18 protein-coding genes are annotated in these 20,420 nt (G+C 47.2%); 11 read left to right on the forward strand and 7 right to left on the reverse strand.

All coding sequences use genetic code 11. The features are described from left to right. The first annotated feature begins 110 nt into the window (after nucleotides 1-110). Nucleotides 111-353 (forward strand): hypothetical protein, encoded by a 243-nt coding sequence (locus tag H70357_RS11615; protein WP_038589316.1) that lies wholly within the window; start codon nucleotides 111-113, stop codon nucleotides 351-353. A gap of 126 nt (nucleotides 354-479) precedes the next feature. On the opposite strand, the gene H70357_RS11620 is transcribed toward H70357_RS11615, so the two are convergent. The 4 genes from H70357_RS11620 to H70357_RS11635 form a co-directional block, all read right to left on the reverse strand. Then, nucleotides 480-2,240, reverse strand: a complete 1,761-nt coding sequence (locus tag H70357_RS11620) for an ABC transporter ATP-binding protein (RefSeq protein WP_038589319.1) — start codon at nucleotides 2,238-2,240, stop codon at nucleotides 480-482. Further along, nucleotides 2,240-3,991 carry an ABC transporter ATP-binding protein gene (locus H70357_RS11625; protein ID WP_038589321.1) on the reverse strand — a complete coding sequence of 584 codons (1,752 nt, stop codon included), beginning with the start codon at nucleotides 3,989-3,991 and terminating at the stop codon, nucleotides 2,240-2,242. Before H70357_RS11625 ends, H70357_RS11620 begins: the two co-directional genes overlap by 1 nt. Before the next feature lie 120 nt (nucleotides 3,992-4,111). Next, the gene (locus H70357_RS11630) at nucleotides 4,112-5,167 is read right to left on the reverse strand and encodes a HAMP domain-containing sensor histidine kinase (RefSeq protein ID WP_038589325.1); all 1,056 of its coding nucleotides are present in this window, start codon (nucleotides 5,165-5,167) and stop codon (nucleotides 4,112-4,114) included. Further along, entirely contained in the window at nucleotides 5,164-5,838 is a 675-nt protein-coding gene (locus H70357_RS11635) for a response regulator transcription factor (RefSeq protein ID WP_038589328.1), read from the reverse strand. The genes H70357_RS11630 and H70357_RS11635 overlap by 4 nt, the downstream gene beginning before the upstream one ends. 238 nt (nucleotides 5,839-6,076) lie before the next feature. On the opposite strand from H70357_RS11635, the gene H70357_RS11640 reads away from it, so the two are divergent. The 4 genes from H70357_RS11640 (at nucleotide 6,077) to H70357_RS11655 (ending at nucleotide 9,386) form a co-directional block, all read left to right on the forward strand. Further along, complete coding sequence (locus tag H70357_RS11640; RefSeq protein ID WP_038589331.1) at nucleotides 6,077-6,514, forward strand: LytTR family DNA-binding domain-containing protein; 438 nt, start codon at nucleotides 6,077-6,079, stop codon at nucleotides 6,512-6,514. Between the two features lie 12 nt (nucleotides 6,515-6,526). Continuing rightward, nucleotides 6,527-6,970, forward strand: a complete 444-nt coding sequence (locus H70357_RS11645) for a hypothetical protein (protein ID WP_038589334.1) — start codon at nucleotides 6,527-6,529, stop codon at nucleotides 6,968-6,970. Between the two features lie 81 nt (nucleotides 6,971-7,051). After that, the gene (locus H70357_RS11650; protein WP_052091983.1) at nucleotides 7,052-8,344 is read left to right on the forward strand and encodes an amidase; all 1,293 of its coding nucleotides are present in this window, start codon (nucleotides 7,052-7,054) and stop codon (nucleotides 8,342-8,344) included. Between the two features lie 256 nt (nucleotides 8,345-8,600). Continuing rightward, nucleotides 8,601-9,386, forward strand: a complete 786-nt coding sequence (locus H70357_RS11655) for a nucleotidyltransferase domain-containing protein (protein ID WP_038589337.1) — start codon at nucleotides 8,601-8,603, stop codon at nucleotides 9,384-9,386. A gap of 86 nt (nucleotides 9,387-9,472) precedes the next feature. Here the strand turns inward: H70357_RS11655 and H70357_RS11660 are convergent, their stop codons facing one another. Both H70357_RS11660 and H70357_RS11665 read right to left on the reverse strand, forming a co-directional pair. Further along, nucleotides 9,473-10,702, reverse strand: a complete 1,230-nt coding sequence (locus H70357_RS11660; RefSeq protein ID WP_038589340.1) for a hypothetical protein — start codon at nucleotides 10,700-10,702, stop codon at nucleotides 9,473-9,475. A gap of 112 nt (nucleotides 10,703-10,814) precedes the next feature. Then, nucleotides 10,815-12,083: a S8 family peptidase gene (locus H70357_RS11665; RefSeq protein ID WP_038589343.1), complete on the reverse strand. Its 1,269-nt coding sequence runs from the start codon at nucleotides 12,081-12,083 to the stop codon at nucleotides 10,815-10,817. Nucleotides 12,084-12,251: 168 nt separating this feature from the next. Between H70357_RS11665 and H70357_RS11670 the strand changes: the two genes are divergently transcribed. Both H70357_RS11670 and H70357_RS11675 read left to right on the forward strand, forming a co-directional pair. Beyond that, the gene (locus H70357_RS11670) at nucleotides 12,252-12,623 is read left to right on the forward strand and encodes a hypothetical protein (protein ID WP_052091984.1); all 372 of its coding nucleotides are present in this window, start codon (nucleotides 12,252-12,254) and stop codon (nucleotides 12,621-12,623) included. Between the two features lie 161 nt (nucleotides 12,624-12,784). Continuing rightward, nucleotides 12,785-13,786 (forward strand): hypothetical protein, encoded by a 1,002-nt coding sequence (locus H70357_RS11675; RefSeq protein ID WP_038589346.1) that lies wholly within the window; start codon nucleotides 12,785-12,787, stop codon nucleotides 13,784-13,786. A gap of 427 nt (nucleotides 13,787-14,213) precedes the next feature. On the opposite strand, the gene H70357_RS11680 is transcribed toward H70357_RS11675, so the two are convergent. Further along, a complete protein-coding gene (locus tag H70357_RS11680) occupies nucleotides 14,214-14,501 on the reverse strand; it encodes a hypothetical protein (protein WP_038589349.1) in 288 nt (95 codons plus the stop codon). A 181-nt stretch (nucleotides 14,502-14,682) separates the two neighbouring features. Between H70357_RS11680 and H70357_RS11685 the strand changes: the two genes are divergently transcribed. The 4 genes from H70357_RS11685 to H70357_RS11700 all read left to right on the forward strand — a co-directional run bounded on the left by H70357_RS11685 (nucleotide 14,683) and on the right by H70357_RS11700 (nucleotide 19,828). Continuing rightward, on the forward strand, nucleotides 14,683-15,264 hold the full coding sequence (locus H70357_RS11685; RefSeq protein WP_038589352.1) for a TetR/AcrR family transcriptional regulator: 582 nt from the start codon (nucleotides 14,683-14,685) through the stop codon (nucleotides 15,262-15,264). Between the two features lie 236 nt (nucleotides 15,265-15,500). Next, nucleotides 15,501-16,238 carry a UMP kinase gene (pyrH, locus tag H70357_RS11690; RefSeq protein ID WP_038589355.1) on the forward strand — a complete coding sequence of 246 codons (738 nt, stop codon included), beginning with the start codon at nucleotides 15,501-15,503 and terminating at the stop codon, nucleotides 16,236-16,238. Between the two features lie 265 nt (nucleotides 16,239-16,503). Continuing rightward, complete coding sequence (locus H70357_RS11695) at nucleotides 16,504-17,910, forward strand: flavin-containing monooxygenase (protein WP_038599301.1); 1,407 nt, start codon at nucleotides 16,504-16,506, stop codon at nucleotides 17,908-17,910. 82 nt (nucleotides 17,911-17,992) lie between these two features. Next, nucleotides 17,993-19,828, forward strand: coding sequence for a UbiD family decarboxylase (locus H70357_RS11700; protein WP_038589358.1), 1,836 nt, complete (start codon nucleotides 17,993-17,995; stop codon nucleotides 19,826-19,828). Nucleotides 19,829-20,420: the final 592 nt, after the last annotated feature.

Below are 20,420 nucleotides of genomic sequence, written 5' to 3' on the forward strand. Positions count from 1 at the left end.
AAATTTAAAGTGTAATTGAGGCGTTTTTGCGTTATCCTCTAAGAAGACACAGCTTTCCCGGAGCTGGTCAGATCCAAAGAAAAGTAGAGAATACCGCAGGAGGAACCTGGATGTCAACTGAGATTTCACGTTCGTTTATTGAGAGTGTAAAGCTGGAACTGCTCAGCAGGCTTGGCCTGAAGCAGGTCTATTATAAAGGTCCGGCAGGCGATGATTTGCTCTTTGAGGCCACGGGCTTTGACAAAGGAACACAGCACAAATTTTGTGTCAGAACAAAAACAGGGACCATTGATGAATTCGTTGCAGGGAAATGGATGAAGGTGCGCAGCTTTACGATCAAGAGTGAAAAATAAAGCTTGGCACAACAATCAAAGCCGCATACCCCGCGATCTGTGGGGTATGCGGCTTTTTTGCATAACACTAACCTCAAATTAGCAAGCTTATTAGAGGTTGGTGTCATTTTGTTCTTTGTAACCGGATTAAGATGCTTGTTCGAATTGGCTATTGTAAAGCTCCGCATAGAAGCCATTTTTGGCAAGCAGTTCATGATGGCTGCCGCTTTCCAAGATATCGCCATCCTTCAGAACCAGAATCACATCGGCATTCTTAATTGTTGAGAGCCTATGTGCAATCACGAAGGAGGTTCTTCCTTCCATGAGCTTATCCATCGCCTGCTGAATCAACAGCTCTGTTCTTGTATCGACCGAGCTTGTTGCTTCATCAAGGATGAGCATCGGCGCGTCCTTAAGCATCGCGCGGGCGATCGTAAGCTGTTGCTTTTGCCCGGTAGATAAATTGACTTTATCGTTGAGCACGGTATCATATCCGGCACTCAAGGTCTGTATGAAATGGTGCAAGCCCACTGACTTACAAGCCTCTTCGATTTCTTTATCGGTTACACCCGTTTTGTTGTACACTAGGTTTTCCCTGATAGTGCCCTCAAAAAGCCAGGTATCCTGCAGAACCATACAGAATAAATCATGGATGTTTTCTCTGGTCAAACTGCTGATCGGGGTATCATCAATATAAATTTCCCCGCCCATTAATTTATTAAACCGGATTAGAAGGTTTACAAGCGTTGTTTTACCTGCGCCGGTAGGACCGACTATAGCGACTTTTTGTCCAGGCTTAACCTCTGCAGAGAAATCTTTAATAACAAGCTTGTCTGAATTGTCATAAGCAAATTGCACATGCTCAAATTTCACTTTGCCCGCAGCGGTTTCAAGATGTCCTTCCTTGTGACTCTCATTGTCCATTTCTTCGGCATCCAGGAATTCAAAGACACGTTTGCTTGCGGCAGACGCCGACTGCAGACTTTGTGCGGCTTGCGCAATCTGTGACAGCGGCTGTGTAAAATAACGGACATACAGGATGAAGGCCACAATAACCCCAAAGGATATCGTTCCGTTCATAGCAAGTATAGCACCTGCGACACAAACGGCCACAAACCCCAGATTGCCTATAAACATCATAATCGGCATCATGAGACCGGAGAGGAACTGTGCTTTAAATGCGCTATCTTTAAGATTCATATTCAGAGATTCGAATGTACTCCGCATTTGCGATTCGCCATTGTAGGCCTTCACTACAGTATGTCCGGAATAGACTTCCTCCACATGGCCATTGATTTTTCCTAAATATTCTTGCTGGCTTTGAAAATACTTTTGAGATTTTTTCATAATTGCCGCCATGAGACCAAAGCCAATTACGGTGGCAACAATCGCTGTAATGGTCATGATCACATTTGTTTTAAACATCATGATGAGAGACCCGACAAACAGGGCGAGGGCGGTGACCAGTGTGCCGACACTTTGATTTAAGGCTTGCCCGATGGTATCCACGTCGTTAGTCACCCGGGACAGGATGTCACCGGTTGTAGATTTATTATAATAAGAGATCGGAAGCCTGTTCATTTTGCGGGAGAGATCGGTTCTTAAGCTTTTGGAAACCTTCTGTGTAACTACGGACATGATTAATCCTTGTGCCAAAGACAATACAGAGCTAAGGAGATAGATAAATACAAGGAAGAGTCCAATGGAAGTTACGGCTTCCATATCAATACCGGTGACGATGCCCTCGGTGATCAAGTCTGTTATCTCTGAAAGCTTATCCGGCCCGAGCAAAGTCAGTACCGTGCCGATTGCTGCGCTGATAATTGCAATAAGAACTACGGGAATATATTTTCTGCCATAGCGGAGAAGTTTGCTCCAGGTGTTGAGTTGCTCTTTGCTCTTGTTCATTAGGCCAGCTCCTCCTTGGAAAGTTGTGAGTAGGCAATTTCTTGGTAGATACTGCAGGACTGCATTAATTCATCATGTGTCCCCATGCCTGCCACACGTCCAGCTTCCAGTACAATAATTTTGTCCGCGTCTTTAATTGTGCCGATTCGTTGGGCAACAATCAGCATCGTAGTGCCGCGGGCTTCTTTCTTCAGCTCACTGCGCAATTTGCGGTCTGTCTTATAATCAAGGGCTGAGAAGGAATCGTCGAAGATCAATATTTCAGGACGGCGCGCAATGGCCCGGGCAATGGACAGACGCTGTTTTTGCCCGCCGGACAGGTTCGAACCGCCTTGGGCGACATGGGCCTCGTAGCTGCCGTCCATCTTTTCTACAAAATCCGAAGCTTGAGAGGTATAAACGGCATCAACGACATCAGATGCAAGATTACTTCCGTTATCACCAAAAGCAACGTTGGAGCTTACCGTACCGCCAAACAAAATCGCTTTTTGGGATACATATCCTATTTTGTTTCGCAGCGCACTTTGCTCGTATTGGTTGACATTGATACCATCCACCAGCACCTCACCTGCTGTAGCATCATAAAAGCGGGGGATCAGGTTAACAACGGTACTTTTTCCGCATCCGGTTGAACCGATAAATGCCACGGTTTCTCCTCTTTTTGCCGTAAAACTGATGTCCTCTACAACATAATCCTCTGCATCAGGATATTTGAAGCTGACATTTCTAAATTCGACTTCGCCAACCCGATCTGCCTTGGAGGAAGTAAGCGATCCGTTCTGTAAGCTTGGTTTAGTATCCAGCACTTCGTTGATTCGTTTGGCAGAGACATGGGCGCGGGGCATTAAAATAAAAATCATGATCAACATCATGAACGCCATAACCACCTGCATCGCATAGGATGAGAAGACAATCATATCGGAGAATAAGCCCATCTTCGCGGCACCATCGGCATTCTGAATCAACACAGCACCTACCCAATAGATAGATAGACTTAAACCGCTCATAATGAGAGAAATACTCGGCATCAGCATGGACAATACATTGTTAGCGAAGAGATTCGTCCGGGTAAGCTCGTTATTGGCTGCTCCAAATTTATCTTCCTGATAACTTTCCGCATTATACGCGCGAATAACACGCAGTCCGGTAAGGTTCTCTCTTGCAACACGATTAAGGTTGTCCGTCAGTTGCTGCAATCTTTGGAATTTCGGCAGCACGAGCACGATACATATGCCGACAATCAGGATTAACACGCCAATAGCGACACCGGTAGAGAGCGACCACTGCCAACTTTTGCCAGTGATCTTGAGCATCGCCCAGACTGCCAGGATAGGAGCCTTCAACAGCAGCTGCAGACCAATGACAATCAGCATCTGCACTTGCGTTATGTCATTCGTTGACCGGGTAATTAGACTGGCTGTAGAAAAGTTGTTGATTTCTTCCATGGAGAAGGACTGTACCTTATCGAACAATTTGGAGCGTAATCTTGAAGAGAAGTTAGCCGCGGTTCTGGCGGCAATGCCTGCCACAATAATGGAGGTGGCTAAGCTGCCGAGGGCACAGAGCAGCATCCAGACTCCGGCTGTAATGATTTCGCTCATTTCACTTCCCGGTGTCTGTATAAGACGGGTAATATCGCTCATATAACCGGGCAATTCCAAATCCAGCCATACCTGTGCAACAATGAAGAGGAGGCTAAACCCGACTAGAGCCCATTCCTTCGGTTTCAAGTATTTAAGTATAGTGACCATATCTCTGACTCCTTTATGTGGTGTTGCATCCATGATAACGAAACAAGATAAACTGAAAATTAACTTTTCTGAAAAAAATAAAAGCCCTGAAAGAACCATTCAGTTCTTTCAAGACTAGAGTCAAAGTCCATTCGGTATTGTAATTGTAAACGTGGTACCTTGTGAGGGGGTGCTGCTGCAGGCAATCGTTCCTTCATGCAGATGAATAATTTGGTTCACGATCGCTAATCCAAGACCATTGCCAGCAGTCGAGTGGGAAGTATCCTGCTGATAAAATTTATCGAAAATCTTGGGAAGACCTTCCGGACTAATCCCGGAACCGTTGTCGCGGAACAGAATGACAATGGTATTTTCATTTTGCTTCATGTCAACTTCAATTAGGCCTTTGTCAGGTGTGAACTTGATCGCGTTATCCAACAAATTCAGCCAGACTTGATTCAACAGCTCTTTGTTTCCAGAGATATTGTAATCCTGAACGTTAACATTCAGTGACATATTCTTCTTCTCCAATTTGGCAGCAAGCAGCAGCACAGATTGGCGAATCTGCTCTCCAACATTAAACCGTGCTTTGTTCGTTAAAATCGTCTGCGCCGCAATTTTTGAAAGCTCAAGAACATTCGAGGCGAGGGAGGCTAGTCTAGCTGATTCCTCAATAACAATGTCTAGATATTCATCCCGTTCCTCTTTGCTAAGATCATCATGCTTGAGCACTTCGGCAAATCCTTTGATCGAGACAATGGGGGTTTTGAATTCATGGGAGAAATTATTGATAAAATCGGTTCGCAGAATTTCGATTCCCCCAAGCTCTTCGGCCATCCGGTTAAAATTCTCCGAAAGAATTTTAAATTCCGGAGGACTTTTGAGCTGAAGACGCATGGAAAAGTCACCTTTGGCAAGCCTGTCCGTGGCTTCTATAAACATACGGATGGATTTTACCATTTTCCGGCTTGTGACAGCCGATATCGATGTACCGATTATTGTGCAGGCGATTAATGTCATTACGGGAAGCAAGGTGCCATCTTGGGCAATTTTTTCATTTAACAGACCAAAAACATTCGCAAGATAGAACAGCAGCCCGGTAATCACTACAGTAATGAGAAAGATGACGAATACGGCAAGAGAGAAATAGAGGGGCAGAGAGATTCTGCTGCTGAGTTTGTTACTCATTTTGCTCATGGTGTTCTCACCGCCTTGTATCCCAGACCCCGAACAGAAACCAGTTCAAACTCCGGATAAGCTTCAAACCGTTTCCGCAGCCGATTGATGTGAACATTGACGGTTGTATCCGTACTTTCATTTTCCATGCCCCATATTTCATCCATGAGCTGGATTCGGGTGAAAATCCGCTCTGGATAGGATAATAGCTTATACAACAAATAAAATTCTTTTTGCGGAAGGGTCTGCTTCTCATCCTCCCGGGTTACCGTCAAGGCGTCATAATCAAGTACGACTTTACCCACTGCCAGTTTACGGGCACTTGCAATTTGGGAACGGCGGAGCAGAGCTTGGATTCTGAGAAGCATTTCTTCGGTATCAATAGGCTTGGTCATATAATCATCGGTTCCAAGCCGGAACCCCTTCTTCTTATCTTCAGGGAGCTGTTTGGCTGTAGCCATAAGTATGGGGATCAAGCTATTGGCATCCCTTACTTCCTTTGCGAATTCATAACCATCCATATTAGGCATCATGATGTCCAGAAGGATTAGATCAATATGCTGTGAATCAAGGACCTCCAATGCTTTAACTCCGTCTTCGGCAGTAACAACAGAATATCCTTCGCGTTTTAGAACAGCTTCAAGAAGTCTTCTTACATGCTTTTCATCTTCTACCACCAGTATGTTGATCATGATTTCACTCCAATTCATTTCATTGGGGGTTCAGGGTCATAATATCATCTTTCTTCTGCAATGAACAAACTGTTTGATGGAATTCACGCAGTATTCGCAAGCTAATCTCCTCTGACTTAAACAGCTGTTTGTGCAGCTTATCGTTCTAAATTCGCAGCTTGCTTCACACCCATTGAATAAAGAGTGCCGGAAAAATATACTGTGACTGTAAGCAGAAGTGCGGGAGGGGCGATGCAAGGTGAAGATTACGATTGAGGATATTCCGGAAGGCAGCGAGCCGGAAATTATCCTCAGGTGCAATGAACCTGACGACGCGTTGTTAAGGCTTATTTACTCCATTAAATCAAACTCCAAAAAGCTGATTGGCCTGACCGGTATGCAAATGCATGTGATAAGTCCGGGGGATGTGTTTTATTTCGAGGCGGTGGACAACAAGGTGTTTATTTATTGCCGGGAGAAGGTGTATGAGTCTCGCCTTAAACTGTATGAGCTTGAGGCCGATTATGAGCAGGGCGATTTTTTCAGGGCATCCAAGTCAACCATTCTTAATATTGCCAAAATCAAATCGGTCAGCCCGATCCTGTACGGGAAATTTGAGGCACTGCTGCAGAATGGCGAAAAGGTGTACATTTCCAGGCAATATGTGCCTGTACTCAAGAAAAAATTAGGATTCTAAGGAGGCTTTTCGATGAAAGTCAGCAGCTATGTCTCACGCATCGCAAAGGATTTTCTAATCGCCTGCGGCTGTTTATTTGTCTTAACCGCGTTAGTGTTGACCTTATCTTCTACAGAAATGATGAAACCCTCCCTGCTCTGGCAAATTATATTAGCCGCTTCAGCCTTTACTTCCTTTAAATACGCATTGATTGATACCCCTGAACTGGGGAAAAGAGCGCAAAGGATCAGCTTCTACATTTGTTTTGTGCTAGCGGATGTTTTTGTCATCGCATGGCTGTGGTTTTTCAGCTCCAGTCAGGTGATGGATAGAGAGATTCTGGTTGCTTTCGTCCTTGTGATTCTTGTGGTCAAAGGAATGGTGTATGCCATGATGCATATTGACGGACTGAAAGAAGCCAAACGGCTGAATGAGAAGCTGAGTGAATATGGCAAGGCGGGAAAGAGCGACAGTTGATGGATAGGGAATTTATGTAACTTATAGGACTTGGCACCGTATATCATTCGAGATTATAAAAATGACCTTGGAGATGATACCGTGCAACTTGCCCACTCCTCCTTAACCGACCTGCCCAGTATTGAAGAAAACCCGGATATTATTTTGCAGCAAGCGGTAAAGCTTTATCTGCAAAGGGTCCGCCAGCTTGAACCACAGATCCATGCCTTTGTTCCGGAAGTGCATCTGGAGGCGCGTTTGGCCATTGAAGCGGAGCGTTTGCTGGCTTCATCCGCTGCAATGGCAGACAAACTGGCTTTATGGGGAATCCCGGTCGCCATAAAGGATCTGTTGCATGTCGACGGTTTACCCACTTGTGCCGGTTCCGCGCTTCCTCCAGAAGTATTGACGGATAAGGAAGGCTCATTGGTAAGACGTCTTCGCGCCTTGGGAGTGCTGATTGCCGGAAAGACAGTGACCGAAGAATTTGCCTACAACGGGCCTATCGCTACACGGAATCCGCATAACACGGAGCACACGCCCGGCGGATCAAGCGCAGGATCTGCGGCAGCGGTAGCCGCCGGTCTATGTCCCCTTGCAATAGGCACCCAGACCTTGCGCTCTGTGATCGCACCGGCTTCCTTTTGCGGAGTGACCGGATTCAAACCCAGCTATGGAAGAGTCCCGCTGGATGGAGTGATTCTGCTGTCGCCTTCATTTGACACGATAGGCATCTTCACGCAGGATCTGCCAAGCATGGAAGTGGCTGCAGCCCATCTTGTTCCGGACTGGACCCCCCGCCAGGTAGATCGGAAGCCTGTACTCGGTATCCCGCGGGGAGTGTACATGGAACTGATGAGCCCGGAGGTCAAAGCCACCTTTACTGCGCAAATCGAACATCTTGAGCAGTTGGGTTACCAGGTCCGTTATGCAGACATGCCATGGGAAGATGAGTTTATTTACGGGGACAGCATGCTGCGGTTCATTGAAGGAGAGATGGCACGCGGGCATGCATCCTGGTTTGAGCATTATGCTGAGCTCTATGGTCCTCCGGTGAGAGAGGCTATTCTTAGAGGCAAAGCCATCGCAGAAGATGAACTGGACGGGTACCGCAGGAAGCAATGGGTGCTGCGGGAAGAGCTGAAATCGCTGATGGTGAAAGAAGGGATAGATATTTGGGTGTCTCCAGCCCAAGGCGGAACCGCTCCGAAGGTAGCGGACAATAATACCGGATGGTCGGGAATGCCCGCCATATGGGGGTTTGCCGGATGCCCGACCCTCAGCCTTCCGTCAGCAAGCCTTGAGGGATTGCCGCTCGGTTTTCAGTGCATCGGAAGCTTTGGCGAGGACGAATGGCTGCTGGCCTGGGCCCGGGAAGTGGCTCGGGATTTGTGAAAATGTAAGAACTCATATGCTTTATGCTATTTTGAGGAAGGCGAAGCCGTTTCCACTTGTTGAACTATAAATATGCATTGCCCGCCAACACTTGTGTGAAGTGTCAGGCGGGCTTTTTTCTGCTGTTCACATTGTTTTCCTATGTATACAAAAAAATGTTGCAATATGCAAAGAGTGTGCTATGATTTTTTTGGATTAGTAGTAATATTATTATTAATTAATTTATATTTATATTAACTAAAGGAGTGCGCGCAAAATGTACACACATCACCAAAAAGCCATTGATGCCATTACCGCCAAGCTAAAGGTCAGGGAGGAGATTTTGGGAATCATTATCGGAGGCTCCATCGCGCATGGATACGCGAACGAAACCTCTGATCTTGATATTATGATTGTGCTTTCTGAAGAAGACTATCAAGAGGCATATGCAGCCAATGAACTCGGTTTTTTTGAAACGGAGTCCTGTCCCTATGAAGGGGGCTATGTGGACGGGAAAGTTGTATCGGTAGATTATATCCGCAAGGTTGCCGAATACGGTAGCGAGCCTGCAAAATTTGCTTTCAAGGATACGTTCCTCTCCTACTCCAAGGTTGAGGGTTTGGAAGAATGGATACAGGTGGCCTCCAGATATCCCATAGAGAAGAAGGAGGACCATATCAAAAAATTCTACGCACAATTTGAAACCTGGAAATGGTATTACTACGAGGGTTTGAAAAGGAATAACCAGCTGCTGATGGATTATTCCCGGACGAATGTTGTCCTGTTTGCCGGAAGACTGATCCTTGCCTTTAATGAGAAGCTGTTCCCTTCCTACAAGTGGTTACTGAAGGAGCTGGAGGCGGCCGAGCATAAACCGGATCAATTCATGCTCCTGATGAGTAATGTGATCGAGCTCAAAACTGCAGATTCTATCGAAGCTCTATATGCATCTATTGTTGCATTCCATGATTGGTACCCATCCGACAAACATTGGTCGATTCAGTTCATGATTGATAGCCAGTTGAATTGGGTGAATGGCAATGTACCTATTCTCGACCTGTAGGGAAACGATAGACCGCAAGCAAGTCTTCTACCGGAATTGTAATTAATGCTGATTTCCGGATGAAATACTTGTGCATTTCTGCAGAGTCATATCCTTTCAGAACAAAGGTATACCCCAGCCTCAGGAATATAGCTGATGGATGCCCAGCGGCCGGTAACGGTTCCAATGACTTGCAAGGTATAAATGTCGATCAGCTGCAGCAATAGGCCATTCTGTTCTGCGATGAACTTGCGGGTACGCATACAGCGGGAATTAATCATCCGTGCCATCGTATATTGATCGCTGGCCGTGTACAACAACTCACCGCTGTCAAGATCATAAATCTGATCCAGAGGCTCCGATGTTCTGATTCCAAACTTTTTCAGATCTTCCCCGATATAAATATTGTCATAACACTCATCAAGTCCGCGTCTTTCCATCTGCCTGTCCTTTAGACCGTATGTACATAGTTCTGAAGAGTTCTCGCTAAAATGCTGTTTGCATAGGAAAAGAGAAGATCCTCTCCGGCTGATGCCGGCATACCCATGGGCCGGATCACATTGGTCAATAATAAAAGTCTCGTCGATTGGCAGGTGATTGCGGACATTCTGAACGAACTGTTCCAGCGGAATAATGGCCACACTTTGTATGGCTGTACCTTCGAGCATATCGTATTGGCTGTAATCCCATGCCGCTCTTTTCTCAGAGACTCCAATCCGGCCCGTCACAAGCATAAGCTGTTCGATATGATCCTGTTCAAAGACTGAGGTGTATGATAAATGTACGATCCGGTCATTCGGCCCGATCCTCTCGGGAACGGGGAAGCTTTGCCCAAGCTCGACGTCGATCAGCAGATATCCGGTAAATCCGGAGTTTCGTTTTTTGGAGAAGGGGTCCAGATCAGGCAGGCTAACCAATAGATAACGTTTGTTCAGACCATATAATCCCATTCGGCTTATTGCCGAAACCTCCGTGCTTTCCGCCAGCTCATCCGTCAAACGAAGAATATAGACCTCCTTGGCCTGCATGCTGCGGCAATCCAGCTGATGAATCGCCAAGACGGCCGTCCGGCCTTCCCAGCTCAAATACGCATAATAAATCCAACGCCCGGCGTCCGAATAATTAAGGATATAGGGCTTATGGCCATAGCTGACAAAGTCCGTGGTATGGTTGATAAGATCATAACGGAGCACTCCGGCAAAAGGCCCGGATTCGGTGACCGCCTCTTCATCCATAACGTCACTGACATAAAAGACAGCGTAGCGCTCATCGAGGGTAACCCCGGAGTAATCTACAAATTGATGATCAAAGCCATGCAGATGCAGCATTTCAGTCATTACCAAGCACAACTCCCCTACACTATAATAAAACAGAATATACCATGAATTACGTATAAAAGGTTAAGGCTACTGTGGAAAAAGAAAAACTAGGCATTGAAAGGGCACGAGCTCAGCTCGTGCCCTTTGCGTACCGCCGCAGAAACCTGACATTCACTTCTCCGCTACCTGCGGTATTTGGACGGAGACCCAGACGGAAAGCATTCCGTTTTAAAGCTGTTTTGACCTGCAAGGGGGAGAGGGAAGGGGAACGCTGCAGCAGCAACGCGGCTGCGCCGGAGACGATAGGCGTCGAGACGCTGGTGCCGGACAAGACAAAATACTGATTATCTATTCTCAAATACGGATATTGGCGGGCTAACTGTGAGCCGGGAGACCGCAGAGAGATGATCGTTTCGCCAGGAGCTACAATGTCAGGCTTCTTCCTTCCTCCCGGTGCCGGCCCGCGGCTGGAGAAATCGGTGATTCGGTCATCGCCTTGCGGCAGCGTCCGGCGGTCATCCACAGCCCCAACTGTTATTGACGAAGGGCTAACGCCCGGTGACTCAATCGTTCTCCGGCCTGGACCGCTGTTCCCGGCGGCAATCACGACGGTGAGCCCGGCTTTGACTGCTTTTTCTACAGCTTGGCAGAGCAGGTCGTCCTCACATGAAGTATTCACTGGTCCGCCGAAGGACAGTGAAAGAATGCGCAGCTTCAACCGTTTCCGGTGCTTAATACACCATTCAATCCCCTTAATAATCGTGGAATCATAGCCATCACCATTCTTATCCAATACTTTAATGCCCACAATTCCGGCTTCCGGTGCCGGGCCTCTGTATTTCCCCCGGCTTGCCCAGCCGTTGCCTGCGGCATCGCCGGCGATATGCGTGCCATGACCATTGTCGTCATAGGGCTGTTTCCGGTGATTTATAAAATCCTTGAAGGCTATAATCCGGTTCACCGGCCGGGTCAGATCCGGATGCGGGAATACTCCGGTATCGAGAATGGCGATATGGATTCCTTTGCCCGTAAGCCCATCCGCTTGCCGAACGGCTGAAGCTCCGATTGACGGGGTGGCTATATTTAATGAAGTCGTTTTGATTGCGTCCAAATAGACCTTGTGAACTCCATGCCAGCAGCATATGCGTTCCAGACATTTCAATGATACCTGTGAGGATACGGCATTGAGCAGGGGCAGACGGCGGCTTACGATAAATGGCTGCGGGCCGATATGTCTGTGTAAAGCAAGAAGACGGGAGGATGTGATTGGCCGTTTAAACTGAATAATTACCGGAACGGCCACCGGTTTGTAGCCAGAGGCATAGGTTTGCCGGACTTTGAGTTTCAGGGGCCGATTTAATTTGGTGGCATGCTGCTGCAGCCATAGCTGTGCGTTCATTGCTCAGTGATCACCTCTTCAGTCAGTGTATGCACAGTAAGATACGGCGGGTACGTATCTATGAACCTAGGACACTACCACATTTTAATACAAGTAGGCCATTGTAGTTTCAGAGAGCACGGGAAATGAATCTAATAGTGTATCCTATAAGAAAGTGGTGAAGAGTAAATGAAGCCAGTGGACAAGAAGACTCTTATGGCAAAACGGGCGCTTATGGCAAAAAAAGCGCTTATGGCCCGCAAGGCAAAGGCATCCGCAGTGAAAAAGAAACGCAGAATTAGACAAAGCCTCGACAGATTTATCGTAATTGCTACGAATCTGTCTAATGCACCAAGAGATACAAGTGGATGGACAGCTAGCTTGACCAATGCAGGCGTAACAACAACAGCCGATTTTGATGATTTTGGTGTGGCCAGATTCCCCACAATCACTACGTTAACAACGGTCCCGTATCTTTTGAGAATAAGAGATGCCAACGGAAATCCTGTAGTCAGCCGAAATGTTCCTGCAGACCGTGAATTTTTCATCGCCAGATTCTAATCTGGGGTGATCCATGGATGTGACATAGTCTAAACAGCGTGCGCCGATGCAAGACGGTGTGCGCTGTTTGTTATGATATGGAAGCAAATTAGAGTAAACTGGAATTGTAATGTTTTTCCTGTACCCGCATCAGCTTGGTATTCAGACTGGAGGAGTGTCCTATGTACGAGTGGATCAAAGACCGTTGCTTGCTGGAATATAACGCCAAGCAGGAGCGGTTTGAATTGGACATGTTAACTGGTTTTTATAAGAACAGACTGACGATGGACAAGCCACCTTCCGGGATGACAGTGCTCGGGCAATATTTCATTGCTTCGAGTGTGTTGGACGACGAATCCTTCGCCCAGGTAATCCCGGTACAGGACGAAGAGTTTAGAGCCATATTGATGGAGCAGGTGGCGCCACATTTTACGGTAGTAAGGGAAGCCGGCCATGAAGGTGTAATAGAATCGCTTTTTCTGGAGCAGCTCAGACCGGAATCGAAGATATTGTTCGAGGAGACGAAGACCGGGATATTGCCCGTAATACAGGATTTGTACCGTCACAAGGATATGAGCAGCCATTACCATGGAGGCAAGAGACAACTGATTCATTATCCTGTGAATTTGAAGCTGCTTACGCCCTATGATGCGCCAGATGTGCAAGAACTGCAAACGCTGCTGAGGAAGTTCTATTTCAAATCCGGGGGAGAATCCAGTCTGATGCCGTTCGGCTGGATGTTTGAGGATTCCTTACGGAATTCTGCCCTGCTGCGGTTTCTTGCCGGATTTGTCCCATATGTTACGATGCTCGTGGATGCAGACAGCAACGAAGTAGTAGTGCTGCGGATGGGCGAAAATGAATTATCATATACGCTTGAATTGAATTCAGCTAAGCCGCAGTTGCCGCGTAGACACAATAATTATTTATACCTGGATATGGGCATTGGATTGGTCTTTGTAGTTGATTTGGCCGGGCAGCCACCGGTGGTGGATTGGAAAGATCTCCGGGCGAAACAGGGTTATTATTTGCCGGAGGACAGTGACTTTGCAGATTTTGATCATGAGACCGCAGCGCCGATTCCTGAGGGCATAGGACTTTTTTTTGATTCGGATTTCACGAAAGCAATGGTTGAGGCGGTTAACCGGGAATTGCGGCTTATTAATGCCTTGGGAGGAAAATGATGGATTCTATCAGGGGGTTTGCAGCTTGCCAGAAACGGATGGTCCTTGTGTGGTGTATATGGATTTCCGGCCCGGCAATATATTGATCAACGATAATAAGGTTATGATGCCTTCAGTGCGGTTGCCTGGTGTGAAAAAAAGGGCTATATATTGAACTTAAAACTTGAGATAAGGGAAAGGAGCAACGGAGGGGGATTTTGGAACTGGAGGAGCGGTAGTGTCCGCCTGAAAGCTTTCCGAAGGAAAGCTAGCATCGAAAGCATAAGCAGTCTTCGGATTTCTACCGCTAATAGCGGTTAAAATCAAGAAATTTGAAGACAACAGCGGCCGGAAGTCCAAATATTCACCGTAGTTGCGACTGATCCTGTACTCTAAAACCTTAAGTTCAATCTATATAGAAAAGCTGAATTGCAGAAATCGGTAGAACTTAATCCTTACTGAGAAGACCAATAACACTTATTATTGCTCCTAGTAATATAGTCAGAAAACTCAAGCTGGGATATCTGACCTTGTAATCAACGATAGCATTAAAAATGAGTCCTAAAAAAATCAGTTCGGCGCCAAATAACATTAGTTTCTTTCCAGTCAGATTTTTGCGAAAAAACGATAATGCCAATAGGATGCCTATAATGATTGTAATTCCTAATAAAGCATTAATGATCAAAAAACCGTTCTCGGATAAATAAAAAAGGTTAGAGCCAGGAGTCTCTTCCAAGGTTATTTCCTCCATTCTAAGTTAACCATGCCTACAATATTGGCTGGTTATTTTATATTTTGAATGTACCATTTATTTGAAAATTATTCCATGCAGGAATAGTGGGAAGGATTGACAATCCTATTATTATTTAATAACCTTCGTTATAGCACAAGCGTTATTCATAGGGGAGGTGCAGATCATGCCGCCGAAATCAGATATTACGAAAGAGCAAATTATTCAGGCGGCATTTGCCATTGTGCAGGAGCAAGGGCTTGAAATGTTGTCAGCCCGAAATATCGCGCAGAAGCTGAATTGCTCCACCCAGCCGATTTACAGCTTGTACGGAAATATGGAGGAGATCAAAAGCCTGGCGTATCAGAGGGTTGTAGATCATGTGCGTTACAGCATGACAAGTTATGAGGATGGGTACTATTCACCTGCCCTCAATTTGGCTATCGGATTTTTGCATTTTGCCAAGAAAGAACAGCATTTGTTCAGATCTGTGTATCTCTCCGGTTATAAGAGCTATGATCTGGATCAGGAAGAATTTATAGGCGAAGCCATAAGCATGGCCTACATGCGTCATAGCAAACTGCTCAATTCAGCCTCAGAAAACAGACTTAAGCGGGTTTTTCTGAATCTCGCCATCTATTTAATCGGGCTGGGAACCCTGATCCACTCAAGTACAAAAAAGCTGGAGATTGATGAGGCAATAATCATGGTCAGGGAGATGTATGAAACTCTGCTTCTGAGAGAAAAAGAGGGAATGAACTGTGAATAGCGGCCTGCCGTTATTTCTTCAAGAAATCAGATTAAGACATTAGCCATTGCTATTTTCTTCTCGATGAGTATACAATAGATTGAATTAAAATACTGGAAGAGGTGGAAATATGAAGCGGGAACGGAAGAGCGGCGATCAAACAGCACTTTCATTTTCAAATCTTCATATTTTCATTTTATTGAAACACTAAAGCATTTTATGCTTTAGTGTTTTTTTATTATACGGAGGTGTAGAGATTGGTAAGGTACAAAAGAGTTCTTATTAAACTAAGCGGCGGGGCAGTGGCAGGAAAGACGGAATTTGGTTTTGAACCGGAAAAAATGGAGCATATCGCGAGTGAAATTATGTCCGTGGTGGAACTGGGCGTTGAGGTTTCACTCGTGATCGGAGGAGGCAACATATTCCGTGGCAACATGGCGGAGAGCTGGGGCATAGAAAGAGCGGAGGCTGACAATATCGGCACGCTCGCGACCGTCATCAACAGCTTGATGCTGCGTGGAGTACTCAAGGCCAAATCTGACAGAGAAGTGCGCGTAATGACAGCAATACCGACTACATCCGTTGCTGAACCGTATATCCGTCTAAGGGCAATTCACCATTTGGAAAAAGGGTACATCGTGATTTTTGCCGGAGGGAACGGTCAGCCCTATGTGACAACAGACTATCCTTCGGTTCAACGAGCGATCGAGGTGAATTGTGATGCCCTGCTGGTTGCCAAACAAGGGGTGGATGGTGTACTTAGTGCAGATCCTAAACATGACAGGGCGGCCCGAAAGTTCAAATCCTTGCATTACAACGATGTGCTTCAGCATAATTTGAAGGTCATGGATCAGTCAGCGTTTATCCTGGCCAGGGATTATCATCTTCCGATGCATGTATTCAACTTTGACCAGCCGGGTTCCATGAAAGAGATTTGTGAAGGGATCAATCACGGAACAATCATTAGCGGAGAATCTCTTCTGGAATTGGAGTGAATGGCATGTTTTATTCCATGGACAAGAAGGTGTGGAGTGCAATAGCTTAGTTTGTCAATATACAGCTAGCTAATAAGCTTAAATATTAGTGATTATGTACAATCGGTTGGCAGGAAATTAGCTATAATGACAATAAACCTAACATTTATATTTAAAAGGCGCAGCATTCAAGATATAATGTGGCCATCAGTATCAGCGTGAAGGTTGGCGGAGAGAGCCATGCACTTTGATATCCTAAAGATGCCATTGAAAGGTCTGAGGTATGATGAGCCTGGAAACTTTAAATGAACGAGTACAAACGGACCTTTCCTATTTGGCCTATGGCGGTACGGACTGGGTACGTCCTCTGGAGCATCTGGAAGGGCATGTCTACGATGTTGTTATTGTCGGAGGCGGTCAAAGCGGTTTGGGAGCGGCTTTTGGACTGCTGCGTGAACGGATATCCAACATTCTGGTCATTGACGAGAACAGTGAAGGGTCAGAGGGGCCTTGGGAGACCTATGCCCGGATGGTTACACTGCGCACGCCCAAGCATTTGACCTCCATTGATTTGGGGATTCCATCCCTGACCTTCCGCTCCTGGTGGGAAGCGCAGGCTGGTCCCGAGGGCTGGGCGGCCATGGACAAAATCCCGCGCGGTGAATGGATGAACTATCTGCGCTGGTACCGGCAGGTGCTCAGACTTCCTGTCATCAATGAGGTGAAGCTGAAGCTGATTGAGCCTGGAGAAGAGGGGCTGCACCGCCTGCACATTGCCGGCCCGGGAGCACCCTCCGGGTTGCTGCTGGCCCGGAAGGTAGTGCTGGCAACCGGCATTCAGGGTGGCGGTGAATGGCATGTGCCGCCGCTCATTGCCGGCAATCTGCCGGAGCATCTGTACGCACATACTTCGGAGGCCATTGATTTCAGCGCACTGAAGGGCAAAAAAATCGCCATTCTGGGCGGCGGAGCCTCAGCCTTCGATAATGCTAATTACATGCTCTCCGAAGGTGCAGCCGAAGCCCATGTCTTTGTACGGCGGGAGAAGCTGCCGAGCGTCAACCCGATTCGCCAGATGGAAATGTCGGGGATGATTGAAAGGTTTCATACATTGGCGGATGACGATAAGTATGCGGTGATCTCCCATTTCTTCAAGTACAATCAGCCACCGACCAATGATACCTTTGCCCGTGCCGCGGCTTGGCCCGGTTTCACGCTGCATCTCGGGTCCCCGTGGCTTGAAGTTCAGGCTGCTCCGGGCGGAGCGGTAGTAACAACTCCCAAGGGAGAGTTTGCCTTTGATTATATTGTGGTCAGCACTGGCCTGCTCAGTGATCCCGGATTGCGGCCCGAGCTGCGGCTGATTGAGCGCTATATCGCCCGCTGGAGCGACTGCTATCAAGCTCCGGAAGATAAGGCAAATCCGCTGCTTGATGCGCATCCTTATCTCAGCCCGGGGTTTGCGCTGCAAAGCCGTGGGGAAGACGGGAAGAAGCTGCTGCATGGTTTGTTTGTATTTAACTATTCCGCTTTAGCAAGCTGCGGGTTGTCCGCTTCGGCGATTTCAGGCATCCGGAACGCCATACCCAAGCTTGTAGCTGGGGTGGCCGATCAGCTCTTCGGGGATGACCGTGAGAGGATTCTGCAATCTTTTTACTCCTATAATGAAATTGAATTTACCGGAGATTTGTAAGGAAAAGCTCTCTTGAGAAATCAAGAGGGCTTTTTGCTATAATAAAGAGGTTCATATTTCTTCTGCAGATTGGAGTAAGACCATGACCTATCGCAATTTGGAAGAGTGCATTATAGATTTGGAGAAGCACGGACATTTGATCCGTATTCATGAGGAAGTGGATCCCCTGCTGGAGATGGCAGCGATCCACTTAAAGGTTTATGAGGCCGGCGGCCCTGCATTATTATTTGAAAATGTCAAAGGCTCGAAGTACCGTGCGGTGTCGAACCTCTTCGGGACCATTGAGCGCAGCAAGTTTATATTCCGGGATACCTGGGATTCTTCGCAGAATGTTATCGCGCTGCGTAATGATCCGATGAAGGCGCTCAAGCAGCCCTTTAAATATATAGGTACAGGGCTGGCCGCGAGAAAGGCTCTGCCGCTTAAGACACTCGGCGGTGTCCCGGCAGGCTTCGAGGAAATTCAAATCTCCGACCTTCCGCAGATTAAGCACTGGCAGGGAGATGGCGGGGCTTTTGTAACCTTGCCGCAGGTGTACTCGGAAGACCCGGACAAGCCGGGCATAATGAATTCCAACCTGGGCATGTACCGTATTCAGCTCAGCGGCAATGAGTATGAAGTGAATAAGGAAGTGGGGGTTCATTACCAGATCCACCGCGGCATCGGAATCCACCAGTCCCAAGCGAACAAGCGGGGCGAACCGCTTAAAGTGAGCTGTTTCATCGGCGGTCCTCCCGCACACACATTGTCTGCTGTCATGCCGCTGCCGGAGGGCTTAAGCGAAATGACCTTTGCTGGCCTGCTGGCCGGACGCCATTTCCGCTACAGCTATGTAGACGGCTTCTGCATCAGCGCAGATGCGGATTTTGTAATTACCGGGGAAATACATCCCGGTGAGACCAAACCGGAAGGTCCCTTTGGCGACCACTTGGGGTACTACAGCCTGGTGCATCCTTTCCCGGTCATGAAAGTACATAAGGTGTATGCCAAGAAAGGGGCGATCTTTCCGTTCACCGTAGTGGGACGGCCGCCGCAGGAGGATACCGCCTTTGGGGAATTGATTCATGAACTGACCGGAGGCGCTGTGAAGCAGGAGATCCCGGGAGTGAAAGAAGTACACGCGGTCGATGCTTCGGGTGTACATCCCCTGCTGTTTGCCATTGGCAGCGAACGGTACACGCCTTATCAGCAGTTGAAGCAGCCGGCGGAGATTCTTACCATCGCCAACCGGATCCTGGGAACCGGCCAGCTTAGTCTGGCCAAGTATCTGTTCATTACGGCCGAGGAGGACCGGGCCATAAGCACTCATAATGTGGTTGATTTCCTGACCTATATTCTGGAGCGGATTAACCTTCACCGCGACATTCATTTTCAGACCAATACGACGATTGATACGCTTGATTATTCCGGCACAGGGATAAACAGCGGCAGCAAGGTGATTTTTGCAGCAGTGGGAGAGCAGAAGCGAAACTTGTGCACAGAAGTGCCGGAGGTTCTGTCCCGGCTGCAGGGCTTTGGGGAGGCCAGAATGGTGATGCCGGGCATCGTTGCCCTGCAAGGTCCGGCATTCATTAATTACAAGGAAGCGCAGCAGCAGCTAAGGTCTTTGTGCACCGCCATTGAGGAACAAGGTCCGCTCCCTTCCTTGCCGATGATTATTCTGTGTGATGACAGCGAGTTTATGAGCGGGACCCTGAACAATTTCCTATGGGCGACCTTCACACGCAGCAACCCTTCACATGATATATATGGCGTGAACAGTGTAGTGGAGAACAAGCACTGGTCCTGCGACAATGTCATTATAGACGCCCGTACGAAACCGCATCAGGCCCCGCCGTTAATCCCGGATCCTGAGGTGGAGCGTCATATTGAGCGGCTTTTTGCAAAGGGAGCCATCCTGGGAGGCCTGCGTAAATAAAACTGCAGGTTATTCCCTTGGCGGAGAGTTTGGAGAAAACAGTATATTCGAACGGAAAACCGCAGCTGATGTCGCTGCGGTTTTTTATGTGCGCCTCACAGGCGCGCTTTCATGAAAATCAGTTTTTGTCATATTTTCACGAATTCCGTGCGCAAATAGGTAACATTGCTGGATCAAAGTCGTAACCTGCGCGGCAGGGAGTGGTCTACAGAAAAAAATTTTAATGCAATATACAGGCAGGACAGATTGCCAAATGATACGGATAGAAGAAACGCTAAGAGTGAAAATAATAGATCGGCGAGAGACAACTTATAAGTGAATTAGACCAAGAAGGCCAGGCCTAGCCTGGCTTCTAATCGCAGAGCGAGCCTGTTGGACCGGAATTTATTCCCGATCTCCTGAGCTGAGATTGATGGACCCAATAAACGAATGCAGTCATATTTTGGTGATCATTAATGATATGAAATAGAAAAAATAAAAATGATGTAATATTCGACAAAAAATTCCTTACATTTCAAAAAATATATGATAGTATAAAAAATGCAATTGAACAAACGTTTGCACAACTTCTGATTTTATCTTTTCCAGAAAC

Origin of the sequence: Paenibacillus sp. FSL H7-0357, from assembly GCF_000758525.1 — a bacterium.
Taxonomy (GTDB): Bacteria; Bacillota; Bacilli; order Paenibacillales; family Paenibacillaceae; genus Paenibacillus_AQ.